Genomic DNA, 18,597 nt, shown 5'->3' with positions numbered 1-18,597 from the left:
TACCTGGGCTCGGCGGTCCACGATCGAACCCATGCCGACACTGAGGAATTGCCGACTCGAACAGCTCCTCGGTGGACCCATCGACGAATCCCTGACCTATAAGCAGGTCACGGGCCTCATCCCGGGCACCGCCGAAGGCCCCGACCTGGACTTCAAGCGCGACACATACGGCAGCCGGGACAAGGACCGGAAGGCGCTGTGCGGCGATGTCGGCGGCTTGGCCAACGCCAACGGCGGCCTGCTCATCCTCGGCATGGCGGAGGACAGTCAAGGCCGCGCCACGAAGGACGAAGGCGTCGACATCAGCGACGCCGAGCGCCTCCGGCTCCACCAGACCGTCGTCGCCAACGTCCAGCCGACTCCGACGTTCGACATCATCCCGGTCGAGGATCCCGACCGGCCCGGCACCGGTTTCCTCATCATCTGGGTCGCCCGGACGGCGACAGCCCCACACGCCTACATCCAGAACAACTCGCTGCTCTACCCCAGGCGCATCGGCACCCAGACTGTATGGCTGTCCGAGGCACTGGTGGCCGAGGCGTACCGGGCACGGTTCGTCGGATTGACCAACCGCATTGAGGAGGCTGCCCGCCTCGAAGCTGACTTCGCCTCGCGCCATGCGGCCGACGAATTGCTCGTGGTGGTCACCCTCGTTCCGGACGTGCCGGGCGGATTCACCGTCGACACCGCTGCCCTGAGGGCCTTCGAGCTCAGCAATGCCAGCCACACTGCCGGTGCTTTCGGCAATCCAGTACGCCGCTTCACCCGGTCGACAGTGCGGCATCGCCGGCTGGTAGGTGTCGGCACGTTCAAGCCCAGCACGCCTTACAGCCGTGGGGCATGTGAACTCCATGAGAACGGCGGTGGCACCTTCTCCACTGCCGTTGGTTCGACGGTGTCCGGAAACGAGGACCCCAGCGCCCGCCTCGTAGACACACAGTGGCTGACCCTCGGCGTGGGAGCCGGCCTCCAGTTCCTCGCCCACCACGCACGCGACCGGGCTGCGGCCGGAGGGCTCGCGACCGTCCGAGCCACAATCTGGCCCATCAGTAATCGACCTATCGCGCTCGTGTCCAACGTCGGCTGGCCGAACGAACAGATTGGCTCCGACACGATCATTGAGCAGCCGTACGCCGACACAGTCGCCGACATCGACGACCTCTGCGCCGGGGACAGGGGCCTGGTCGCGACGACGCATCGGCTCACCAGTGAGCTGTTTCAAGCGTTCGGCGCACCTGAGGTAGCACAGGTCACTGCGGAAGGAGCAATCCGCATCCGGCACTGGCATCGGTCCAGCCAGGCAGCCATCACCCGCTGGGCCGAGGAATCGGGCGTCCAAGTGCTCACCGAGACGCTGGGCTGATTCCCACATCACGGCGGTCCTGAGCGTGGTGGGATCCGCGGTCCGAGTGGCGAGGCAACGACCGCACGGCGAGACTCCTTTGCCCGCAGGTACGCCACCCCGTGCACCAGCGCGTCCAGCCGGTCCGGGGAGTTCCCGGACTCCGGCGTCCACGTCGTCTGCTGGTCCTCCAACGCCGGGAACGTGCCGACGTGGTGCACCCGTGGCGGAACAACCTCGTACCGAGCCGCCACCGGCTCGGCGCGTACCCGCTTCGACTGGCGGGCCTGCACCACGTCGATCGGCGGGTCACCGCCCGGCAGCAGCCCCTCCGTCTGCATGGCCACCCAGGCGTCGACCAGGATGTCCCGCAGCCACGCCGACGACCCCTCGTAGATCACCACGTCGGCGTCGACGTCCAGGTAGCACTGCCAGATCCGCCGGGCGGCGGCCACCCCGGCGATCTTCATGCTCCGGTCGGCCAGCACGTAGTGGTCGCCGTCCTCGCCTCGGCCGACCGCGACGATGCCCGTCTCGTCGCTCGTCTCCGACACCGTGTCCGCCGGGTCGACGCTGACGACTGTGCGGACCAGCGGCGGCACATCGTCCTTGTCGACCCGGCCGGCCTCGATCCACGCGGACATCCACAGTGCGCCGTCGACGTCCGACAGCATTTCGGCGTTAAGTTCCTGCCGGCCCAGCCGGGTGCCGCCGTACTGCTCCAGCAACTCCTCCAACGCCTCCGGCGACAGGTTCGCGGCGTTGTCCATCGTCTTGCCGCGGGTGATGACCACCCGGGGCCGGCGGCTGCGCGCCAACTGCTTCTTCGCCCGCACCAGCAGCTTTTTCACGTGCGGCAACGGCTTCGGGGTGGTCGAGATGACCATGCGCGGCTTGGGCGCCTCGCGCATGCAGAACCACAGCATGTCGAACACACCCTGTGCGGTCTGCAACGGCCAGGCCGAGTACTCGTCGAGCCAGCAACCGTCAAAGTCGTAACCGCGCAGCGTGTCCGGGTCCTGCGCGCCGAACCCGCGAATGATCGCGCCGTTCGTGAGTTCCAGGTACGGCTCGCTCTTGTTGAACGTCCGCACCTGCTTCGGCGGGATCACCGCCAGCAGCCCGGCCCGCCTGGCGGTGAAGCACACGTTGTAGACCTCGCGGTGTGTCTTCGCGATCACCGCGTAGTGCCCGCCCGGCCGCGTCCCGGCCCAGCCGCGTACCGTCTCCGCGCCGGTGCGGGTCTTACCGAAGCCACGGCCGGCGAGCAGCATCCAGATCCGGTAGTACGCCGGCTCCATCTGCTCCGGTCGCGCATGGCGCCGCCAGTCGTACCGGACCATGCCCTGCACCTCGGACACCTCGCGCAGGTACGCGGCCAGCTCGGCGTCCGTCATCAGCGCCGGGTCCGGGTACGACAGAAGCATCGCTCAGCGCCCGCCCCACATCTCGTCGGCCTGCTGCCGCAGGTCCACCAGGGAGCACCACCACAAGCCGAGCAGCGGACCGCCCATCAGCAGCGGGCAGCCCAGCCCGACCGGGCCGAGCCACCGCCACGCCAGCCAGGCGGCGAGCCCGGTCAGCGCGATCCAGCCGGCCAGCAGCAGCCGCCACGCCCACGTCCGGCGGACCAGAGAGCGGCGCTGCACCGGGTCCGGGGCGACGACCGGGACGCGCCCGACCCACCGCTGCCCGGCGACGTCCAATGCCGCCCACGTCTGCTGGCCGACCCGGGTCACCGGACCACCGGGCCGGTAGGCGGATCCGGCGGGCGGGGCCGGCGGTGGCCGGTCAGCAGCCGCGTCGAGCGGGGGCCGCGACGGCTCACCCGGCCACCAGCAGCATCACCACGGCGGTCACGTTCGCGGCGCCCAGCAGCAGCACGCCCGCCGTGACTGCCCGCACCGCCCACCGCGGCGCGTGCACCTCCACCGCGATCCGCACCTGCTCGTCAATCCTGCGACGCCGGCTCATCGGCTGTCTCCTCGTCGTCATCGCCGGGCGCCAGGTCGTCGGGCTCGGCGTTCGGGTTGGCCTGGCCGGCGCGGGCTGCCGCCTCGGCCATCAGCGCCCGGAAGAATTCGGCGCGCTGCTGCTCGGTCATCTGCTCGACCTCGGCGCGGATTGGGCCGCCGTCCGGGCCGGTGTGCGCCGTCGTGGAGTCGGGCAGGCCCAGCGCCAGCCGCTCGACCCGGGTCGCCACCTCCAGCCAGCGGGCGATATCGGCCACGCTGAGCTGTTCCGGCTTGAGGGACTGCAACCGGGCGACGAGCTTCCCTTGCAGCGCCGACGCGATCCGCGCGTGCCGCTTCGCCATGTCCCGCCGCTGCTCGGCCAGGCCCTCGACGTACAGCCGGTCCTCTTCGCGGTCCCACGCCTGCGCCCGCTGCACCCACTTCCAGCTGGTGGCGAGCTTGTGGAGGTAATCCCGGGATTTGTCGACCTCGGTGGCGACCTTGGCGACCGTGCGGGTGCGGCCGAGGTCCCGGTACAGCACGAAGTACCCGTACGCCTTCTCGGGCTCACGGTGCTGCCGGTCCCAGGCCAGAATTTCCGGCTCGCTCATGGTCACCTCCTCGTCATGCTGGTGCGGGCGGCCAGGCGGGCGGGGAAGTGCCAGCCGGGCCGCCCTGTCTCAGTGGCCGCCCCGTCGGCCGTTGGCCATCGGGGGGCGTGCGATCGCCGCGTTGCCATACATGAGCGCGTCGTCCAGGGAGGTCAGGACCATCGACGTTTCGCGGCAGGGCGGCAGGCTGCGCATCGCCTCGGCCATCAGGACCTTCATGGCGGCGCGCCACCTGCCGTGGGCCTCGGCTTGGACGGTGCTGCGCGGCGGGTGGTGGTCGCAGCGGCGGTCCAACTCGTACCGCTGCCGCTCATCGAGCCCGGCGTAAAGACCCTGTGGATTGCTGTCGGCCATCTCTCCTCCTTGGCCGGTGACAGTTGTTTACTGCGACCGCACACCTTCCGGTGAGGAGGGTGCCGGGCGATCGCATGGTTGGCGGTGCTTGATGTGCGAGCTAGGCTTGGTCGTACGGTGGCCCTGCGCCGCCGGTTTCTCCTGTTGCCCGCCGGCCCACGCCCGGCACTGCGACACCGAGGGACAAGGCGTTGATCGTCACGCAGGTGTTGCTGTGGCTCCGGTACATCCAATGTCGCCGGTGGTCGCGTGGGATAGTCCGCCGGAGGATGGATCGACCGTGAGTAGGGACCAACAGGCCAAACTGCTGGCGAAGAAGCTCAACATCCCATACAGCGAAGCGCTGCGCCGTGTCCGCAAGCAGCGGGAAATGGAGTCGCTGTTCCCGTCGCTGGAGAGCCTTCTGCCCGAGGAGATCACCGGCCAGTGCCGGAGCATGGCGGGCAGCGACGTTGCCCGCGACGTGGGGCGGAACCGGCTCGCCGGTCTGACGTTCGACGAGGTCGAGCTGCCTACCGACATCCTTCACGAACTGGTGCTGGACGAGGTGCTGCCCGACCTGGCCACGATCGACTGGCAGATGGTCGATCCACTGCCCGACGGCGACCAGGTGGTCACCGTCGAGGTTGAGGCTCATGTGCGGTTCACCGGCTGGGGTCCACCGGCCGGCGTCGCCGACCGTGACGATGTCCGGCTCGTTGACTCTGACGTGGACGGCTTCGCTGAGGTGACCTTCGACCGGCAGGTACAGCTGAATTGGCACGTCGTGTACCGCCCCGGCGTCGACTTCCTCAGCTTCGAGTTCGCGGGCGCGTCCGAGCTGGTGCCGATTCATCCGCACGCCTAGGCCCGGGCAGGGGTTCCGGTGTCCGCTGCGCGGTGGCGCGGCGGACACCGGGCTCATCCCCATTACGCGCCCGCCAGGTAGTCGGCGGCTAGAAGCTCCAGGGCGCGCCACCGCTGGTCGGCGGGCACCTCCCCGGCGGCCACCAGCTTGTTGACCGCGCGGGTCAGCACAGCGGCGGCGTCGGCTGGCATCGAGCGCGTCTCGATGATCGTCTCGACCGGCACCAGGCGGCCGGCCGCGCCGATCGACTCGCCGGACTCCGGGTCGAACCACACTCCGTCGCGCAGCTCGCCGAGGTGCCGCTCGAACACCTGGAGGATCAGGCCGAGCGCGGTGGCCACGTTGCCGACGTTGTGGGCACCGTGGGCCGTCGCGAGGGCGTCCAGGGTGGTTTCGTACTCGGCATACCCGGCGAGCCAGCGGACGTCGGCCTGGACGATGCGGCGGGCTTCCTCGAAGCTGCCGCGGGCGGCGTCCAGCTCGTGCGGCAGGAACACCAGCTGCACGGTGGCGAAGTCCAGGTTCGCCTCGGACAGGCCCTCCAGGTCGACCTGCGCGAGCAGGTCGAGCTGCTTGTCGTCCAGGCCCGAGTAGGCCCGCCAGTCCACGTCGTCCAGCTCGTCGTACAGATGCTTGAGCGTGGCCGGGTCGTCCTCGCCCTCAATGGCGTTGTGGGACAGCTGGAGCGCGACCTGCCGGGCGCGGGTCAGCGGCTGGTCGACCACGATGACGGAGACCTGTTCCAGGCCCGCCTCCCGGGCGGCCATGATCCGGTGGTTCCCGGACAGCACGACCATCCGGCCGCTCACCTCGTCGTTCCACACCAGCGGCGTGCTGGTGAGCGCACCGTCGCGGCGAACGTTCGCCACCAGGCGGTCGAACGTCTCCTTACGCATGTACCGCGCGTTGACTTCCAGCAGCGTCAGGTCGGCCGGGGCGACCGTTGCGGGCCGCAGGTTCAGCGGGCCGGCGTCGGCGGGTCCGGGCAGCTCGTCGATGTCGCTCACCGGGCCGCCCCGATCACCAGCACGCCGTCCTCGGCGCGGCACTCAAACACACCCAACTCGTCGGGGACGGCGGTCAGGCCCCGCTCGGCGACCCGGTTCACCTCGCAGGCGAACAGGTTCGGCCGGCACGACAGGGGGTGCTGGACCGTCCAGCCTTCGGCGCGAAGCTCGACCAGGTGCGCCGTCTCGGCGTCGACGGGCATCATGCGGCCAGCGCCGGCGAGAGCCGCGAGGGCGGCGGTCATCTCGGCACGGAACGGCGGGTCGGCCGCGACCCGCTCAGCATACCCGTCGGCCCCCTCCAGATCGGCGGGGTACGCCCGGAGGTAGCGGGCCCGGGCGACTGCCCGGACCACAAGATCGACGTCGGCACCCGCCGGGTACAGCACGCCGGGCAGTGCTCCCGGATACGGCGGCACGCAGTGCGTCGAGTCGCCGCGGTAGACCCCGGTGTCGTGGCGCTCGCCGCTCACCGCTCACCCTCGCCCCGGAACTGAATGGCGAACCCCGGAATGCTCAGGCCGAAATCCGGGTCGGCGCTGGAAGGCCGGATCGGCGCGTGCAGCGTGAACTCGTCCGGGCTACAGGCGGGCATACCCGGCATCAGACCGGCGGGTACGCCGATCCAGCGGAACCGCTCCTGACAAGCCAAGCAGCGGACCTGGAGTTCGACGATGTACGCCACCACGGTGGGATCGTCATCGGAGGCGGTCAGCCGCTGCACGTCGGCGTCCAAGTGCATGTTGCCGTGGAGGCACGCCCGGTCCGGGTCGGCCGGCTGCGGGTGCCGGAACTGGCCGTGCAGCGGGCAGACGCCGCTGTCGGCACCCTGGTTGCACCGAATGCTGTCGAGGCCGTCCCACATCACCTTGGGGCAGCCGGCCGGCTCGGCGGCCGGCTGCTGGCCGTCGAGCTGCTCGTCGTTCATCGCATGTCCTTCCCGTGGCGGCGCTTCCACTCCGCCAGCGCCTCTTGCAGGGTCCAGCCGCCCAGCGGGCCGCCGTACTGGAGCTGATAGCGGTGGATGCCGTCGACGGCCGGCTCGCTGCGCTTCTGGAGCTTGACGCCGGGGATGCCCCGGCCGTACTTCGCGCTGTTCGGCCGGTCGGTGAACGCCGTGGTCGACCACGAGGTGAGCCGCTTCGACAGCGACCGCTGCAACAGCAGCTGCGCCTCGCGGCTGGCGGCCGCCATCACGATCAGCTTCGCCAGCCGGCGGTACCGGGTCCACGACACGGGGAAGTCGCTCATCAGGTAGGCGCAGGCCGGGTCGAACTTCGGCGGCAGGTAGGCGAACGCCCCGACGAGCTTGCCGTCGACGCTGACGCCGCAGGCGAGCAGCGGCGACCCGGGCAGGATCGTCTTGCTCATGAACTGCGAGCGGACGGCGGCGAACTGGCCGCCGTTGAGCACGTGGATGGCCATGCGGTCGCCGATGTCCTCGGCGGGCCCGATCTTCGGCATGAGGATCGGGGCGACCTGCTGGACGGGCGCGACGACGCGCCGCGCTCCGGACGACGCGTAGACGTAGATCGGCATACCGCGGTTGGAGGTCTGCACGACGCCGCGCAGCCACGGGCGCAGCTCCTCGCGGGCGATGTGCAGGCCGAGGATCCAGTGGGGCCGGTCGAGGACCGCCCCGATGATCTCTTCCTTGCCGTCCTCGTCGAGCGTGTCGTACGTCGGCGCCGGCCAGGCGAAGAACTCGTCGATGCCGGCGAACTGCGCCTCGTAGTCCCCGGCGTAGAACGGCGGGAACATCGCCACCGGGGCGTCGTCGGGCACGACGTCGCGCAGGTAGTCCCGCACGTCGCCGCAGTAGTACGAGGCCAGGCGCAGCGTCAGCGCGTTCAGCTTGGCGACCGTCTTGGCGTGCATCGTCGGGAACTGGCCGATGGTCGCTCGGACCATCCGCTCGTAGTAGACGCCGGGCCGCCCGACGTACTGGAGGAACCGGGTGCCGAGCATCAGCGAGGCGAGGGTGTCCGTGGAGCTGGTCAGGTACGGCTCCAGCCAGGCCAGCTCCTCGCGGTGCTCGTCCTTGAGCCGGTAGTCCAGGTCCCGGCCGGCGAGCCACCAGCCGAGCGCGCTCGAGTACGACTGGACGTCGTTGCCGTGAATCGCGCGCTGTTCGCCGGGCCGGCTGTGCAGCGTCCGCTCGATCGTGAAGTTGCCCGAGCAGCCGACGTACAGGTCGGTGTCGGGCCAGGACTCGGCGTGCTCGTAGATGATCGAGCGCAGGTCGGCCGGGATGCTGCCGTGGAACACGCGCCTCTACCACCTTCCCCTGTGGCCGGGCGTCGAGCGCCGGCCAGGATTTGAACCTGGGCCTCCACCGTGGAACGGCGGCGTGCCACCAAGCAGCACTTCCAGCGCGGAGCGTATGGGAACGCAGTACAGCATTGTAGCCGTACATGCCGACGCGCCTAAGACGACGTTGGAATGATCTAGGAATGACTCAGGAATATTTCGCGCACCGACGTGCTACTGTGGCCGGACACGATGGAGGGGGGCAACATGCGAGGCAATGGGGCGGCCGTGACCGTAGTTCGGCAGTCGCGGGCGTGGACGCAAGCCGAGCTCGCCCTCAAGGCCCGCGTCTCCCAGGGCTATGTGTCCAAGATCGAGAGCGGACAGCTTGAGCTTGAGGGCGAGCAGCTTGCCCAGCTCGCCGAAGTCCTGGAGGTGCCTGCCGAGCTCCTCACCGTCCGCGAACCGAGCCTCGGTGCCAACGTCTCCTGCGTCCACCACCGTCGACGTCGGAGCAAGCTCACCGCCCTCGCCACCAAGCGCATCGAGGGACTAACACATCTGATCAGCCTGACCGCCACCCGGTTGATCGAGGAGCTACCACACAGGCCAGAGGTCGGTCTACCCGAGCTGCCTGTGGGTGCGGTCCCCCCGCACGAGGCCGCTCGACGCGTGCGAGCGCTGCTCGGCGTCGGCGACGCGCCCATCGACGACGTGATTTGCATGGTCGAACAACTCGGGGTTGCCGTGATCCGGCGAGACCTCGGCACGGATGCGCAGGACGGAGTAAGCCTCAACCTGCCCGAGCGCCGGCCCATCATCGTGGTCAACACCGCCCTCCCCGGTGACCGTCAGCGGCTCAGCGTCGCCCACGAATTAGGCCATCTGGTGCTACACGGCTGGCAGGTCGCCACTGGAGAAGAAGCGGTCGAGCAGGAGGCGTTCGAGTTCGCCGGCGAGCTCATCGCGCCCTCCACGGCGATCGGTCAGGATCTCTCCGGCCTGAACACACGGGACTTCGGACGCCTGCTCGACCTCAAGGTCACCTGGGGCATGTCGATTGCCGCCCTGATCCAGCAAGCCTCCCGCCTCGGGCACATCGACGACCAGTCACATCGCATGCTGCGAATCAGGCTAAATCAGCTTGGCTGGGCGAAGGTTGAACCCGGCGCAGTCGCCGAGGAGAGGCCGCAGCTGATGACGCGCATCGTCGGTGCCCATTTGGACGGTCTGGGCAGGACGCTGGACAAAGCCGCCTCGACGGCCCTGATGCTGCCGGGCCCCTTCGCACGCCACTACTTGCCAGACCGGACGGACACAGCGCCGATTCACCAGGAAGGTACGGGCAGTGAGCTTGGATAACGCCCGCCAGCACAGCGACAGCCGGATGCCCTCACGGCTACAGCCCTTCCAGGAGGCCCTCCTCATTCAGTGCTATTCGGACGAGGCGATGAATGTTGCCAGACTGGCGCGTCGGGATAACGCGGGTCTCGTAATCACCGCCAGGAAGGGCAACTTCAGGGCAACGGACGCGGCGTCCCGTGTCTACCAGGCCGCACGGTACCTGCGGGAGCACAACAACTTCCGCCAGCCGCTGCTGCTCGACGCCGCCCGATATGCCGGTGCTAACCGCGTGGCCGCGCAGACCCCGTTCAACGGCACCTGGATCCGCGATCAGAGGAACCTCGGGCTTCCGGTTCTCACGGACTCCGGCTATGTGAGCGAGGGTGACGAAGCGGGGCTTCGAGACATTCTTCGCCGCGCGGCAGATATCAAGGATGCGATCGCCCTGCTACCGCTTCACATCTCCTGGCTACGTTCTGCGCCGGCACTCGACACACTTCTCTCCTCCATCGAGCAGGCGGGCATGCCCGTCGCGGTCATTCTCGAGCACGACAAGGACCCACTCGGCCTGAAGAACATGGTCCGCTCGCTGCTGCGGTTGTTGAACTGCCCCGTCCCGGTAATGCTGCTCCGCTGCGACGTGTCCGCCCTTGGGGCGCTCTGCATGGGCGCCCTCGCAGCGGCGGTGGGTACGTCCACCAGCCTTCGCCACCTCTACCCGGTGAAGGACGGGGGCGGCGGAGGCGGCCACGATCCGCAGATTGCCGCAATGGTGAAGGAGTGCCTCGCCTACATCAGCGTCGACAAGATCGCGCTTGCCGCACAGGCGGACCCTGACGATGGACTGTGGCAGTGCGCCTGCGAGGCTTGCCACTCCCGACCCTTGGGGCAACTGGCTATCCACCCCTGGCCCGAGCAGGAGCGACTGGCGTTCGAGCACTCCCTCGAGGTGCTGCTTGATCTTCGCGACGAACTCCTGCCTCACGGATCGACGAGGGCCGCGCGGACGGAGAGCTGGCGCGCGAAGTGTTGGAACGCGCAGGTCCGCCATTACGAGGTGGAGAGCAACACCGACAAGTGGGAGCCGCCCCCGTTCCTAGGGGGCTGGCTCAAGGCATTGGAGCCGGCGACGCTACAGGAGCGCGTCCGCTAGCTCCGCGTCCGCCAAGAGGCGTCCATAGAGCTTCTCCTCGATCCAGCGGTCCACGGTTGTCCGACGGGCGGTCGCTAGGCGGCCGGCATGCCCAGGTTGGATGATCCTCGCCTCGTCCTGGTCCTCGCAGACAACGGCAATCCCCGAGTACGAACACTCCAGGAGGAGATCTCGACTTGCCTCAGCGACAGATGGCAAGGCCACGGCGGTAGCGGCGAACCCGCGCCACTTCCGCGCGGTCGAAAGCGCGTTGCGGGGCGACCTCTCTACGCCAGCGAAGACTCCTTGGATGGAAACCGCAGAGGGGGGGAACAGCCCGCGGCCCTGCGGCCACTCCCACATTGCTAGAGAGTCAGGATCAAGCAGAGGTTCGGCGCACCGGTTCTCCAAGCGCCACTCGTGCGCGGCGGCATCACGGACCACGACTACCGAAACGTGGGTGCCAAGTAGTGACACATCAGGCACGACCACGCCTGACCACCCAAGGGCTTCTGCAGCTCTCTCCATGCACGGGGCGGTCGACCGGGAGGGGAGGCAACGGCCTCGTTGCCGAGATGTCATCGTTCCCTCTCTAGGCTGACGATCCAACTTGGCCGACGATCCGTACGATGCGTAAGGTAACCTCCACCCGCAGTGCGCAACGAGCGAAACGTTCGGACGTAACAGGGAGTGTGATCGAACATGCGTACGATCACACCCCCAATGCCGTCACTCTAGTCAGCGTGACTCGTTCGCGGAACCGTCGGGCAGCAGTCAACTCCTAGATCACGGCGTGGTAGCAGGCGCGACCCACGCGAGAGCAGTCCCCGAAAGCGCCGAGGGCTACTCCACGACTTCCTCGTAGCTCTATACGGCCGCAATGCTTTACTGTGAACTCATCAATCTCGCTCATCCGAGATCTTGGAAGGCAGGAGACGTGCAGGAGTACACCTACGCCGAAGCCGCAGTAAAGCTGCGCGTCGCGGAGACCACCCTGCGGCGCTGGGTGTCCAAGGGCCGCATCTCCTGCCACCGGCTGGGCCGGCTGGTCCGCTTCACCGACGACGACCTGGCGTCGGCGTACAAGCCGTCGCCGGCGATCCCTGCCGGCGCGGGCCGGCGGCGCTGATGACCTGGGGGCCGCCGGTACAGCAGGTAGTTCACTGCCGGCCCATGCCGGCGCCCGGCGGCCCTCAGCACCACACCAACAGACCCGGGGGCCGCCGGTTCTTTCGCTACAACCCGCACTCATCGTTCTCGGCCGGCCAGACGCCGGCAGCCGGCGGCCCCCGTCGTAACTCACCACCCCTAAACCGTCCTAGGAGGACGGCAGATAGAAAGCGGGCGGCGAGCCATCACAGCTCGCCGCCCGCTTCGTCGGCCGGGTGACCCCCTCGACCCGGCCGGCTCCCCCCGAAGCGGTCTACGGGCGCGAGGCGGCCGGGCGCACCTGCCGCGCCCCCCGGTGGATCCGGCCGCGAAGGTCGGCGGCTCGGCCGGCACCGGCGGCGCGCTGCTCCTCGCCGGCACGGATGCCGGCCTCCAGGAACCCGCCGACAATCCGCCGCACCGGCTCGTGGTGCGTCCTGGTGCCGTGCACGTAGACGTCCATCGTCGTGGACACCTGTGCGTGCCCGGCGACGCCCTTGAGCGCCGCCAGCTCCAGGCCCTCGTTGGCCAGCAGGGTCAGCAGGGAGTGCCGCAGCCCGTGCATCGTCATGTGCCCGGCCAGCCCGCGCGACTCGGCCAGCTTGCGGATCTTCACCCACCGCCAGTCATAGAAGTCCTCGTACCGCCAGTGGTTGCCACGCGGCGCGACGAACAGGAACTCGTTGCCGGCGGCCGCGCGCCGCATCACGATCTCCATGACCAGAGGGTGCAGCGGGACCTGGCGGTAGCCCTGCTTTGTCTTCGGCTTGGGCTCGACGACCCACCGCCGGTTGACCTTCCGCAGGACCTGCCGGACCTCGACGGTGCCAAGGTGCGCCCGGACGGCCCGGGGCGGCAGGGCGGCGACCTCCCCCCATCGCAGGCCGGTGGCGAGCTTCGTCAGGAGCAGGTCGGCGGCCTCCGGGTCGACCTCGTACGCCGCGGTGAGCAGGATCGAGGCGTCCTCGGGCGTCTCCAGGATGTCCGGCACGTACTTCTCCCCCTCGGGGAGGGCCAGGCCGTCCAGCGGGTTATACGCCCGCAGGGGCGACTCCTCGTCCTCGCCGGGCCGGCATGAGGCGCGGAAGATCGGGAACACGCTCTCGCCCCGGATATTGGCGATCGTCTTGCGGGACAAGCCGGAGGCCAGCAGCGCCGTCTGCCACTCGCGCATCACCCGCCGGGTGATCTCGTCGATCGGCAGGTCGCCGAGCGTCGGGAAGACGTGCTTCTCCAGCCGCTCCAGGTACTTCCGCTTCGTCTCGACGCTCGGCTTCGTCAGCGTCTCCAGCCAGGCCAGCGCGTACTCGCGGAACGTCTTCTTCGCGGGCCGCTCCGGCACCGGGGCGGACCCCGCCACCAGGAAGCCGAAGCCGTGGTCGACCAGCTGCTCCGGCGACGGCCGGCGGTTACCGCAGGCATCGACGAGCGCCTTGAAACGCTTCGCGTCGGCCTGGTAGTCGAACGTCTCGCCGTCCCAGTCGCCGTCACGGCGGCCGCCGTCGCGCCACTTCACCCGCCACCGGGTGGTCTTTCCGTCCTTCGTCTGTCTCTTCTCGACCTGCGCCACTGTTCCTCCACGTGAACAGGCGGCCCCCAGCTACGCGGGCTCTGCCGCCAGCCGCGCCTATATGCGCAGCAGTGGCACCGTAACCGTCTTGATCGACGGAGGCAAGATCGCACCCTCGACAGTCCTCATCTAGGGCCGTGATCCCACGGTGATCCCACGGCGGCAACAGCCCGAGAAACAACTAAGGCCGCTGACCTGAATTAAGCCAGGTCAACGGCCGTTTGCGTTCGTTCTCAAGATCGTGTCCGGAGGGGGACTTGAACCCCCACGCCCTATACGGGCACTAGCACCTCAAGCTAGCGCGTCTGCCATTCCGCCACCCGGACCTGCTGCCCAGCCTACCGCCCCGGCCTCGGTGGTCCCACCACCCGTAGGCCGCCCGGTGGGCTGCACGGGGAGTTACTGTACACGCCGCTCGTGGATCATGCACATCGGCATGCGGCGTCCGTGAGGGTGTCTTGTCCGGGTTCTGAAGGGCGACGACGGATCCTCGGACCGGGTAGCGTCGGAGCGCCCCTACCCGGCAGCATGGGCCTCGTGCCCCATGCCTCCCCCTTGGCCGTCGCCCAGCAGCGGGCCCTCGCGCTGCGCGGTGCGGGTAACCTCGGCGCCGCCCGTGACCTGCTGATCGATGCGGTCGAGTCTGCCCAGCCGCCGTTCGGTAGGGATCATCCGGACGTCCTGAGCACCGCGCACCTGCTGGCCCGGCTGCACCGGGAGGCCGACGATCCGAGCGCGGCCCGCCGGGTGCTGGAGGAGGCCTTCGCCGCCGGGGAGCGCCGGTGGCCGCACGCGGATCCGCTGATGCTGGCCCTGTCGTTCGAGCTGGGGTCCGTCGCGGACGAGCTGGGCAACCGTCATGAGGCGCGTCGCAACTACACCCGCGTCGCCGCCGCCGGCCCCGCCGTGCTCGGCGTCGACCATCCGGCGGTACGCACGGCACGGGAGTATCTCGGCGATGCCGCTCCCGCACCGCAGCCCGTGGCCCCTCCCGCTGCCCAGTCCGCTGCCCAGCCGGTATCGGTGAGCCAGCCCGTCCCGGGAGCGCTGGATGAGCCGACGGTGTCGCTGGCCGTGCTCTCCACCCTCTGGAAGCCGCACGATGCGTCGACGGCGGCGGCGCCAACCCGTCCGTCGGTGGCTCCTGTCTCGGCCGCACCCGGCACGGCCGGCGTTCCTCCGGCGCCGAGCGTGCCCACAACGGCCACCGTTTCGCCTGCGCCTCGGGCGGTGTCGGGGCCCGCCGTGCCGGGCTTGCCGCGCACTCCGCCGGCCCCGCCCACCCTCGCCGCGCCGTCGGCGCCGGCCACGGTTCCGCCGCCTCCGGTACCCGTGCCACCGCCGCCGGTCGTGCCGCCGGTGATCCCGCCGCCTCGGGTGGTGACGCCGTCTCAGGCCGTGCCGCTGCCGAGGACTGCCCTTCACGATCAGGCTGCTCGCCCCGTTACTCCGCCGTCCCCGAGGCCGACGCCGACCGGGCCGGCTGCCGGAGGCATGGGGCCGGGCTCGACCATGGTCGGTGCTCCCGGGCTGGGCGAGGCACAGCAGAGCCACGAGCAGGAAACCGGCGGGGCGCCGTCACCGCCGGCCGTCGACGGATCGACGTCGCCCGCGCCCGCGTCGCCCGGGGATCCCGAGTGGGCCCGGCCAACGATCCGGGTCCAGCAGATCGGGCCGCTACTCGAGGAGGAGATGGCCGGCCGGCCACCGCAACGTCCGGCGCCAGTTGCCGGCACGGGAGCCCCGGTCAGCGCACCGCCCGTCAGCGGGCCCCCCGCCTTTTCTCCCGTCAGCGCACCGCCCGTCGTAGCCCAGCCGACCAGCGCACCGCCCGTCGTAGCCCAGCCGACCAGCGCACCGCCCGCCCTGGCCCAGCCGACCAGCGCACCCCCCGCGCTGGAGCCGCCCGGGTGGGCGAGCCCTACGGCGGGTCCGCACGAGTTGACCGCGTCGTTGCCCCAGCCGGACCCGACCAGTGGGCCACCGGGCTACCCGCCCACCAGCGGGCCACCCAGCTTCGCGCAGACCAGCGGGCCACCCGACCAGCCACCGGTCAGCGGATCGCCGCACCAGGCTCCGATCAGTGGACCCGCCCCGCACGCCCCGGTCAGCGGCCCGCCGCCGTACGGTCCGGCCGGTGGCTCCGCCTCGCACGGCGCGTCGGTCGGGATGCGCCAGCACGACCCGCAGCAGCCGATCCCGGCCAGTGGCGGCTACCCGGGTGGGTCGCATCAGCAGTTTCCCCAAGGTCCACCGGCCTATCCGCACCCCGGCGGCAGCGTCGTACCGCCGTCGTACGCTCCGCCCCCCGCTCCCGCCTGGGGCCGACCCGGCGCCGCACATCCGGGCGTCGCCCCGCCTTACCAGGGTTCCCTGGTGATGCCGCCGGCGAGGTCCGCGTCGGGTCGCGGCCGGGTGGCGATCGTGGTGGCGGTGGTGGCCGTGGTGGTCGCCCTCGCCGCGGTGGTCGGGGTGGGTTTGTTGATCCTCGACCGACGGGCGGCGCCTCCGGCGACGCCGACACCGGCGACGGGTGAGGCGGGTCCGCCGCCGGGGGATCTGGCGATGCGCGACGACACCACCACGATCACGTTGACCTGGACCGACCCGTCGGACGGGTTGGTGCCGTTCATGGTCGCCGGTGGGCGGACCGGGCAGGCACTGGGCATGATGGCCACGGTGGAGCCAGGGAAGACCAGTTACACGGTCAACGGGTTGAGCACCCGGGTGGATTACTGCTTCGCGGTGCTGGCGGTGTACGACACCGACAGGTTCGCCACCTCCCACCAGGTCTGCACGTCACGGGAGGGCCGGTAGGCCCAACTGGTGCTCAGGGCAGCAGCCGCGCAGGGAGATCGGCGAGCGAGTCCAGCCGCTGATCGGTGGGGATGTCGTACGCGTGCGCCGGGTCGATCAGGTAGGCCCGGATGCCGGCCGCTTCCGGGCCGACGAAGTCCGCCTCGTACGAGTCGCCGACGAAGACCGCCCGACTCGCGTCGATGCCGAGCCGGTCAAGCACCTCGGTGTAGATCGACGGGTGCGGCTTGCGCCAGCCGAACTCGACCGACATCACGACGGTGGCGAAGTGATCGCCGATGCCCATCGCGGCGATGTGCGCCGGCACGAGTTCGGGCTCGTGCGTGTTCGACACGACCGCCAGGCCGAACCGTTCGGCCAGCCCGGCCACGATCGCCGGGGTGTCCGGCCGGTACCGTACGCCGTCGTTCCACCGGCGCGTGTATGTGGTGACGAGCGCTCGGCACTCGGCCGGCGTCGGCTCCCGGCGCAGCACGTCGGCCAGGAACGACCGGCTCAACTGCGCCATCGAGAACTCCCGGCGGTCGACGACGGCGACCGCCTTGAACGAGTCGTACGCGCCGTCCCATGCGCTGACGAACGTGGCCTCGTCGAGGCCGCCACCGTAGGAACGGATCAACGCGGCGCAGTCGGTGGCGGCGCACGCGCCGTTGACGGCGGCCGAATAGTCCACAAGGGTCCCGAAGAAGTCGAACAGGACGTGCGTGGTCCGGTCGGGGGCCATGGCACCCATGATGTCACCGCCCGCTACTACCCTCGGAGGAGCGATGAGCCAGGTGCAGCGGTCGGCGCCGAAGATCGAGCTTCACGTGCACCTGGAGGGCACCGTCAGACCCGGCCTCCTGGCGGAGATCGCGCAACGCCACCACAGCCCGTTGCCGGAGCGCCTGGAGCACCTCTACCGGTTCCGGACGCTGTACGAGTTCATCGACACCTGGAACACGCTCACCCGGTGCCTGCGCAGCCCCTCCGACTACCGGTTGATAACCCTGGCGTACGCGGCCGAGGCCGCCGCGCACGGCGCCGTGTACCTGGAGCCCGCACTGGATGCCGAGGAGCGCTTCGGCGGCCCTGCCGGCTGGGCCGACATCCTCGCCGCCTGCTGCGACGCCGCCGACGAGGCGCGGGAGCGGTTCGGCGTCACGATCGGCTGGACTCCGCAGATCTTTCGCGGATACGACGTCGCCATGGGCGAGGAGGCGGCGCGAGTGGCGACCCGGTTCGTCGGCCGGGGCGTGGTGGGCTTCGGGCTCTCGGGCGCGGAGGGACGCGCGGCGACCGCGCCACATGCCAGGGCCGTCCGCATCGCCCAGGAAGGCGGACTGCCGTTCGTCCCGCACGCCGGTGAGGCCGCCGGCCCCGAGGCGGTACGCGAGGTGCTCGCGCTCGGCGCGGTCCGCGTCCGGCATGGGGTACGGGCCGTCGAGGACCCCGACCTGGTGGCCGAACTCGCCGACCGCGGCATCGTGCTGGACGTCACCCTGACCTCGAACGTGCGTCTCGGGGTGACGCCGTCGTTGGCGCGGCATCCGCTGCGCACCCTGCTGGCGGCCGGGGTGCGCTGCTCGGTCTCCACCGACGATCCGGCGATCCTCGACACCACCCTCTCCGACGAGTACGCCGTGGCGGAGGAGCTCGGGCTCAGCGCTGGTGGTGCCTTTGCGGCGGGTCTCGCCGGGGCCCTGTGCGATCCGGCAACCCGGGCGCGGCTGGCCACCGTCGGCGAGCTCGCGTACGGGCCGACGGCGACGTGGGCCAGTCCCTGAGGCACGATGTGGATGGCGCGCGCGTCGCGGGCATCCACGACGAATGGCATCCACGTCGGCCGAGGTGACACTGGCCCAACTACGGATGCCGGAGCGCCGCAGGTCATCCGCGCGGACGGTGTGCCGTCCCGCGGGACGGAATACCGGTGGTCAGGGCGTCGATCAGGCCGGGGAAGCGGGCGTCGAGTTCGTCGCGGCGCAGCTCGATGGTGTGTGTACGGCCGGCCACGACGGTGCGGGTCAGGCCCGCCTGCCGTAGCGCGCGGAAATGGTGCGTCATGGTCGATTTGTGCACGCCGAAGTCCCAGTGCGCGCCGCATTTGCCGTGCGGCCGGCCGTCGGCAAGCGTCTGCACGATGCGCAGGCGGATCGGGTCGGCGACCGCCCGCAGCACGTCGACCATCGTCACGTCGGCGATGTTCGGCATCGCATCGTCGTCCCGGGCCATGCCCT

Annotated in this window: 19 protein-coding genes and 2 tRNA genes; 7 read left to right on the top strand and 14 right to left on the bottom strand. The window is 70.0% G+C overall.

All coding sequences use genetic code 11. The features are described from left to right. Positions 1 to 31 precede the first annotated feature (31 nt). Positions 32 to 1,363: an ATP-binding protein gene (locus O7615_RS23900; protein ID WP_278180026.1), complete on the top strand. Its 1,332-nt coding sequence runs from the start codon at positions 32 to 34 to the stop codon at positions 1,361 to 1,363. Positions 1,364 to 1,371: 8 nt separating this feature from the next. On the opposite strand, the gene O7615_RS23895 is transcribed toward O7615_RS23900, so the two are convergent. The 5 genes from O7615_RS23895 to O7615_RS23875 all read right to left on the bottom strand — a co-directional run bounded on the left by O7615_RS23895 (position 1,372) and on the right by O7615_RS23875 (position 4,262). Then, positions 1,372 to 2,769: a terminase family protein gene (locus O7615_RS23895; protein WP_278180025.1), complete on the bottom strand. Its 1,398-nt coding sequence runs from the start codon at positions 2,767 to 2,769 to the stop codon at positions 1,372 to 1,374. Positions 2,770 to 2,772: 3 nt separating this feature from the next. Beyond that, complete coding sequence (locus O7615_RS23890) at positions 2,773 to 3,081, bottom strand: hypothetical protein (protein WP_278180024.1); 309 nt, start codon at positions 3,079 to 3,081, stop codon at positions 2,773 to 2,775. Between the two features lie 85 nt (positions 3,082 to 3,166). Then, positions 3,167 to 3,316 (bottom strand): hypothetical protein, encoded by a 150-nt coding sequence (locus tag O7615_RS23885; RefSeq protein WP_278180023.1) that lies wholly within the window; start codon positions 3,314 to 3,316, stop codon positions 3,167 to 3,169. Beyond that, positions 3,294 to 3,908: a hypothetical protein gene (locus O7615_RS23880; RefSeq protein WP_278180022.1), complete on the bottom strand. Its 615-nt coding sequence runs from the start codon at positions 3,906 to 3,908 to the stop codon at positions 3,294 to 3,296. The genes O7615_RS23885 and O7615_RS23880 overlap by 23 nt, the downstream gene beginning before the upstream one ends. 69 nt (positions 3,909 to 3,977) lie before the next feature. Further along, on the bottom strand, positions 3,978 to 4,262 hold the full coding sequence (locus tag O7615_RS23875; RefSeq protein ID WP_278180021.1) for a hypothetical protein: 285 nt from the start codon (positions 4,260 to 4,262) through the stop codon (positions 3,978 to 3,980). Between the two features lie 280 nt (positions 4,263 to 4,542). On the opposite strand from O7615_RS23875, the gene O7615_RS23870 reads away from it, so the two are divergent. Continuing rightward, positions 4,543 to 5,109, top strand: coding sequence for a hypothetical protein (locus tag O7615_RS23870; protein ID WP_278180020.1), 567 nt, complete (start codon positions 4,543 to 4,545; stop codon positions 5,107 to 5,109). A gap of 62 nt (positions 5,110 to 5,171) precedes the next feature. On the opposite strand, the gene O7615_RS23865 is transcribed toward O7615_RS23870, so the two are convergent. The 5 genes from O7615_RS23865 to O7615_RS23845 form a co-directional block, all read right to left on the bottom strand. Next, entirely contained in the window at positions 5,172 to 6,116 is a 945-nt protein-coding gene (locus O7615_RS23865) for a ParB N-terminal domain-containing protein (RefSeq protein WP_278180019.1), read from the bottom strand. After that, positions 6,113 to 6,589 (bottom strand): DUF6085 family protein, encoded by a 477-nt coding sequence (locus O7615_RS23860; protein WP_278180018.1) that lies wholly within the window; start codon positions 6,587 to 6,589, stop codon positions 6,113 to 6,115. The genes O7615_RS23865 and O7615_RS23860 overlap by 4 nt, the downstream gene beginning before the upstream one ends. Continuing rightward, positions 6,586 to 7,044 carry a hypothetical protein gene (locus O7615_RS23855; RefSeq protein ID WP_278180017.1) on the bottom strand — a complete coding sequence of 153 codons (459 nt, stop codon included), beginning with the start codon at positions 7,042 to 7,044 and terminating at the stop codon, positions 6,586 to 6,588. Before O7615_RS23855 ends, O7615_RS23860 begins: the two co-directional genes overlap by 4 nt. Then, positions 7,041 to 8,384, bottom strand: a complete 1,344-nt coding sequence (locus O7615_RS23850) for a hypothetical protein (protein WP_278180016.1) — start codon at positions 8,382 to 8,384, stop codon at positions 7,041 to 7,043. The genes O7615_RS23855 and O7615_RS23850 overlap by 4 nt, the downstream gene beginning before the upstream one ends. A gap of 35 nt (positions 8,385 to 8,419) precedes the next feature. Then, a tRNA-Gly gene (locus tag O7615_RS23845) sits at positions 8,420 to 8,492 on the bottom strand. A gap of 162 nt (positions 8,493 to 8,654) precedes the next feature. Between O7615_RS23845 and O7615_RS23840 the strand changes: the two genes are divergently transcribed. The 3 genes from O7615_RS23840 to O7615_RS23830 all read left to right on the top strand — a co-directional run bounded on the left by O7615_RS23840 (position 8,655) and on the right by O7615_RS23830 (position 11,971). Continuing rightward, positions 8,655 to 9,728, top strand: a complete 1,074-nt coding sequence (locus tag O7615_RS23840; protein ID WP_278180015.1) for an XRE family transcriptional regulator — start codon at positions 8,655 to 8,657, stop codon at positions 9,726 to 9,728. Then, on the top strand, positions 9,715 to 10,863 hold the full coding sequence (locus O7615_RS23835; protein ID WP_278180014.1) for a hypothetical protein: 1,149 nt from the start codon (positions 9,715 to 9,717) through the stop codon (positions 10,861 to 10,863). The genes O7615_RS23840 and O7615_RS23835 overlap by 14 nt, the downstream gene beginning before the upstream one ends. Positions 10,864 to 11,779: 916 nt before the next feature. After that, positions 11,780 to 11,971, top strand: coding sequence for a helix-turn-helix domain-containing protein (locus O7615_RS23830; protein WP_278180013.1), 192 nt, complete (start codon positions 11,780 to 11,782; stop codon positions 11,969 to 11,971). A gap of 294 nt (positions 11,972 to 12,265) precedes the next feature. On the opposite strand, the gene O7615_RS23825 is transcribed toward O7615_RS23830, so the two are convergent. Together O7615_RS23825 and O7615_RS23820 are read right to left on the bottom strand one after the other, a co-directional pair. Further along, a complete protein-coding gene (locus tag O7615_RS23825; protein ID WP_278180012.1) occupies positions 12,266 to 13,561 on the bottom strand; it encodes a site-specific integrase in 1,296 nt (431 codons plus the stop codon). Positions 13,562 to 13,803: 242 nt separating this feature from the next. Further along, a tRNA-Leu gene (locus O7615_RS23820) sits at positions 13,804 to 13,887 on the bottom strand. A gap of 211 nt (positions 13,888 to 14,098) precedes the next feature. On the opposite strand from O7615_RS23820, the gene O7615_RS34345 reads away from it, so the two are divergent. Next, entirely contained in the window at positions 14,099 to 16,378 is a 2,280-nt protein-coding gene (locus O7615_RS34345; RefSeq protein ID WP_347405099.1) for a tetratricopeptide repeat protein, read from the top strand. 13 nt (positions 16,379 to 16,391) lie between these two features. Here the strand turns inward: O7615_RS34345 and O7615_RS23810 are convergent, their stop codons facing one another. Continuing rightward, positions 16,392 to 17,102, bottom strand: a complete 711-nt coding sequence (locus O7615_RS23810) for an HAD family hydrolase (RefSeq protein ID WP_278180011.1) — start codon at positions 17,100 to 17,102, stop codon at positions 16,392 to 16,394. A gap of 43 nt (positions 17,103 to 17,145) precedes the next feature. On the opposite strand from O7615_RS23810, the gene O7615_RS23805 reads away from it, so the two are divergent. Continuing rightward, positions 17,146 to 18,144, top strand: coding sequence for an adenosine deaminase family protein (locus O7615_RS23805; RefSeq protein ID WP_278180010.1), 999 nt, complete (start codon positions 17,146 to 17,148; stop codon positions 18,142 to 18,144). A gap of 103 nt (positions 18,145 to 18,247) precedes the next feature. Here the strand turns inward: O7615_RS23805 and O7615_RS23800 are convergent, their stop codons facing one another. Further along, complete coding sequence (locus O7615_RS23800; protein ID WP_278180009.1) at positions 18,248 to 18,592, bottom strand: helix-turn-helix transcriptional regulator; 345 nt, start codon at positions 18,590 to 18,592, stop codon at positions 18,248 to 18,250. Positions 18,593 to 18,597 lie beyond the last annotated feature (5 nt).

The organism is Micromonospora sp. WMMD1082 (genome assembly GCF_029626175.1).
Lineage (GTDB): Bacteria > Actinomycetota > Actinomycetes > Mycobacteriales > Micromonosporaceae > Micromonospora.
Note: the sequence above shows the minus strand (reverse complement) of the source record. Positions and strands in the feature narration are given on the sequence as shown.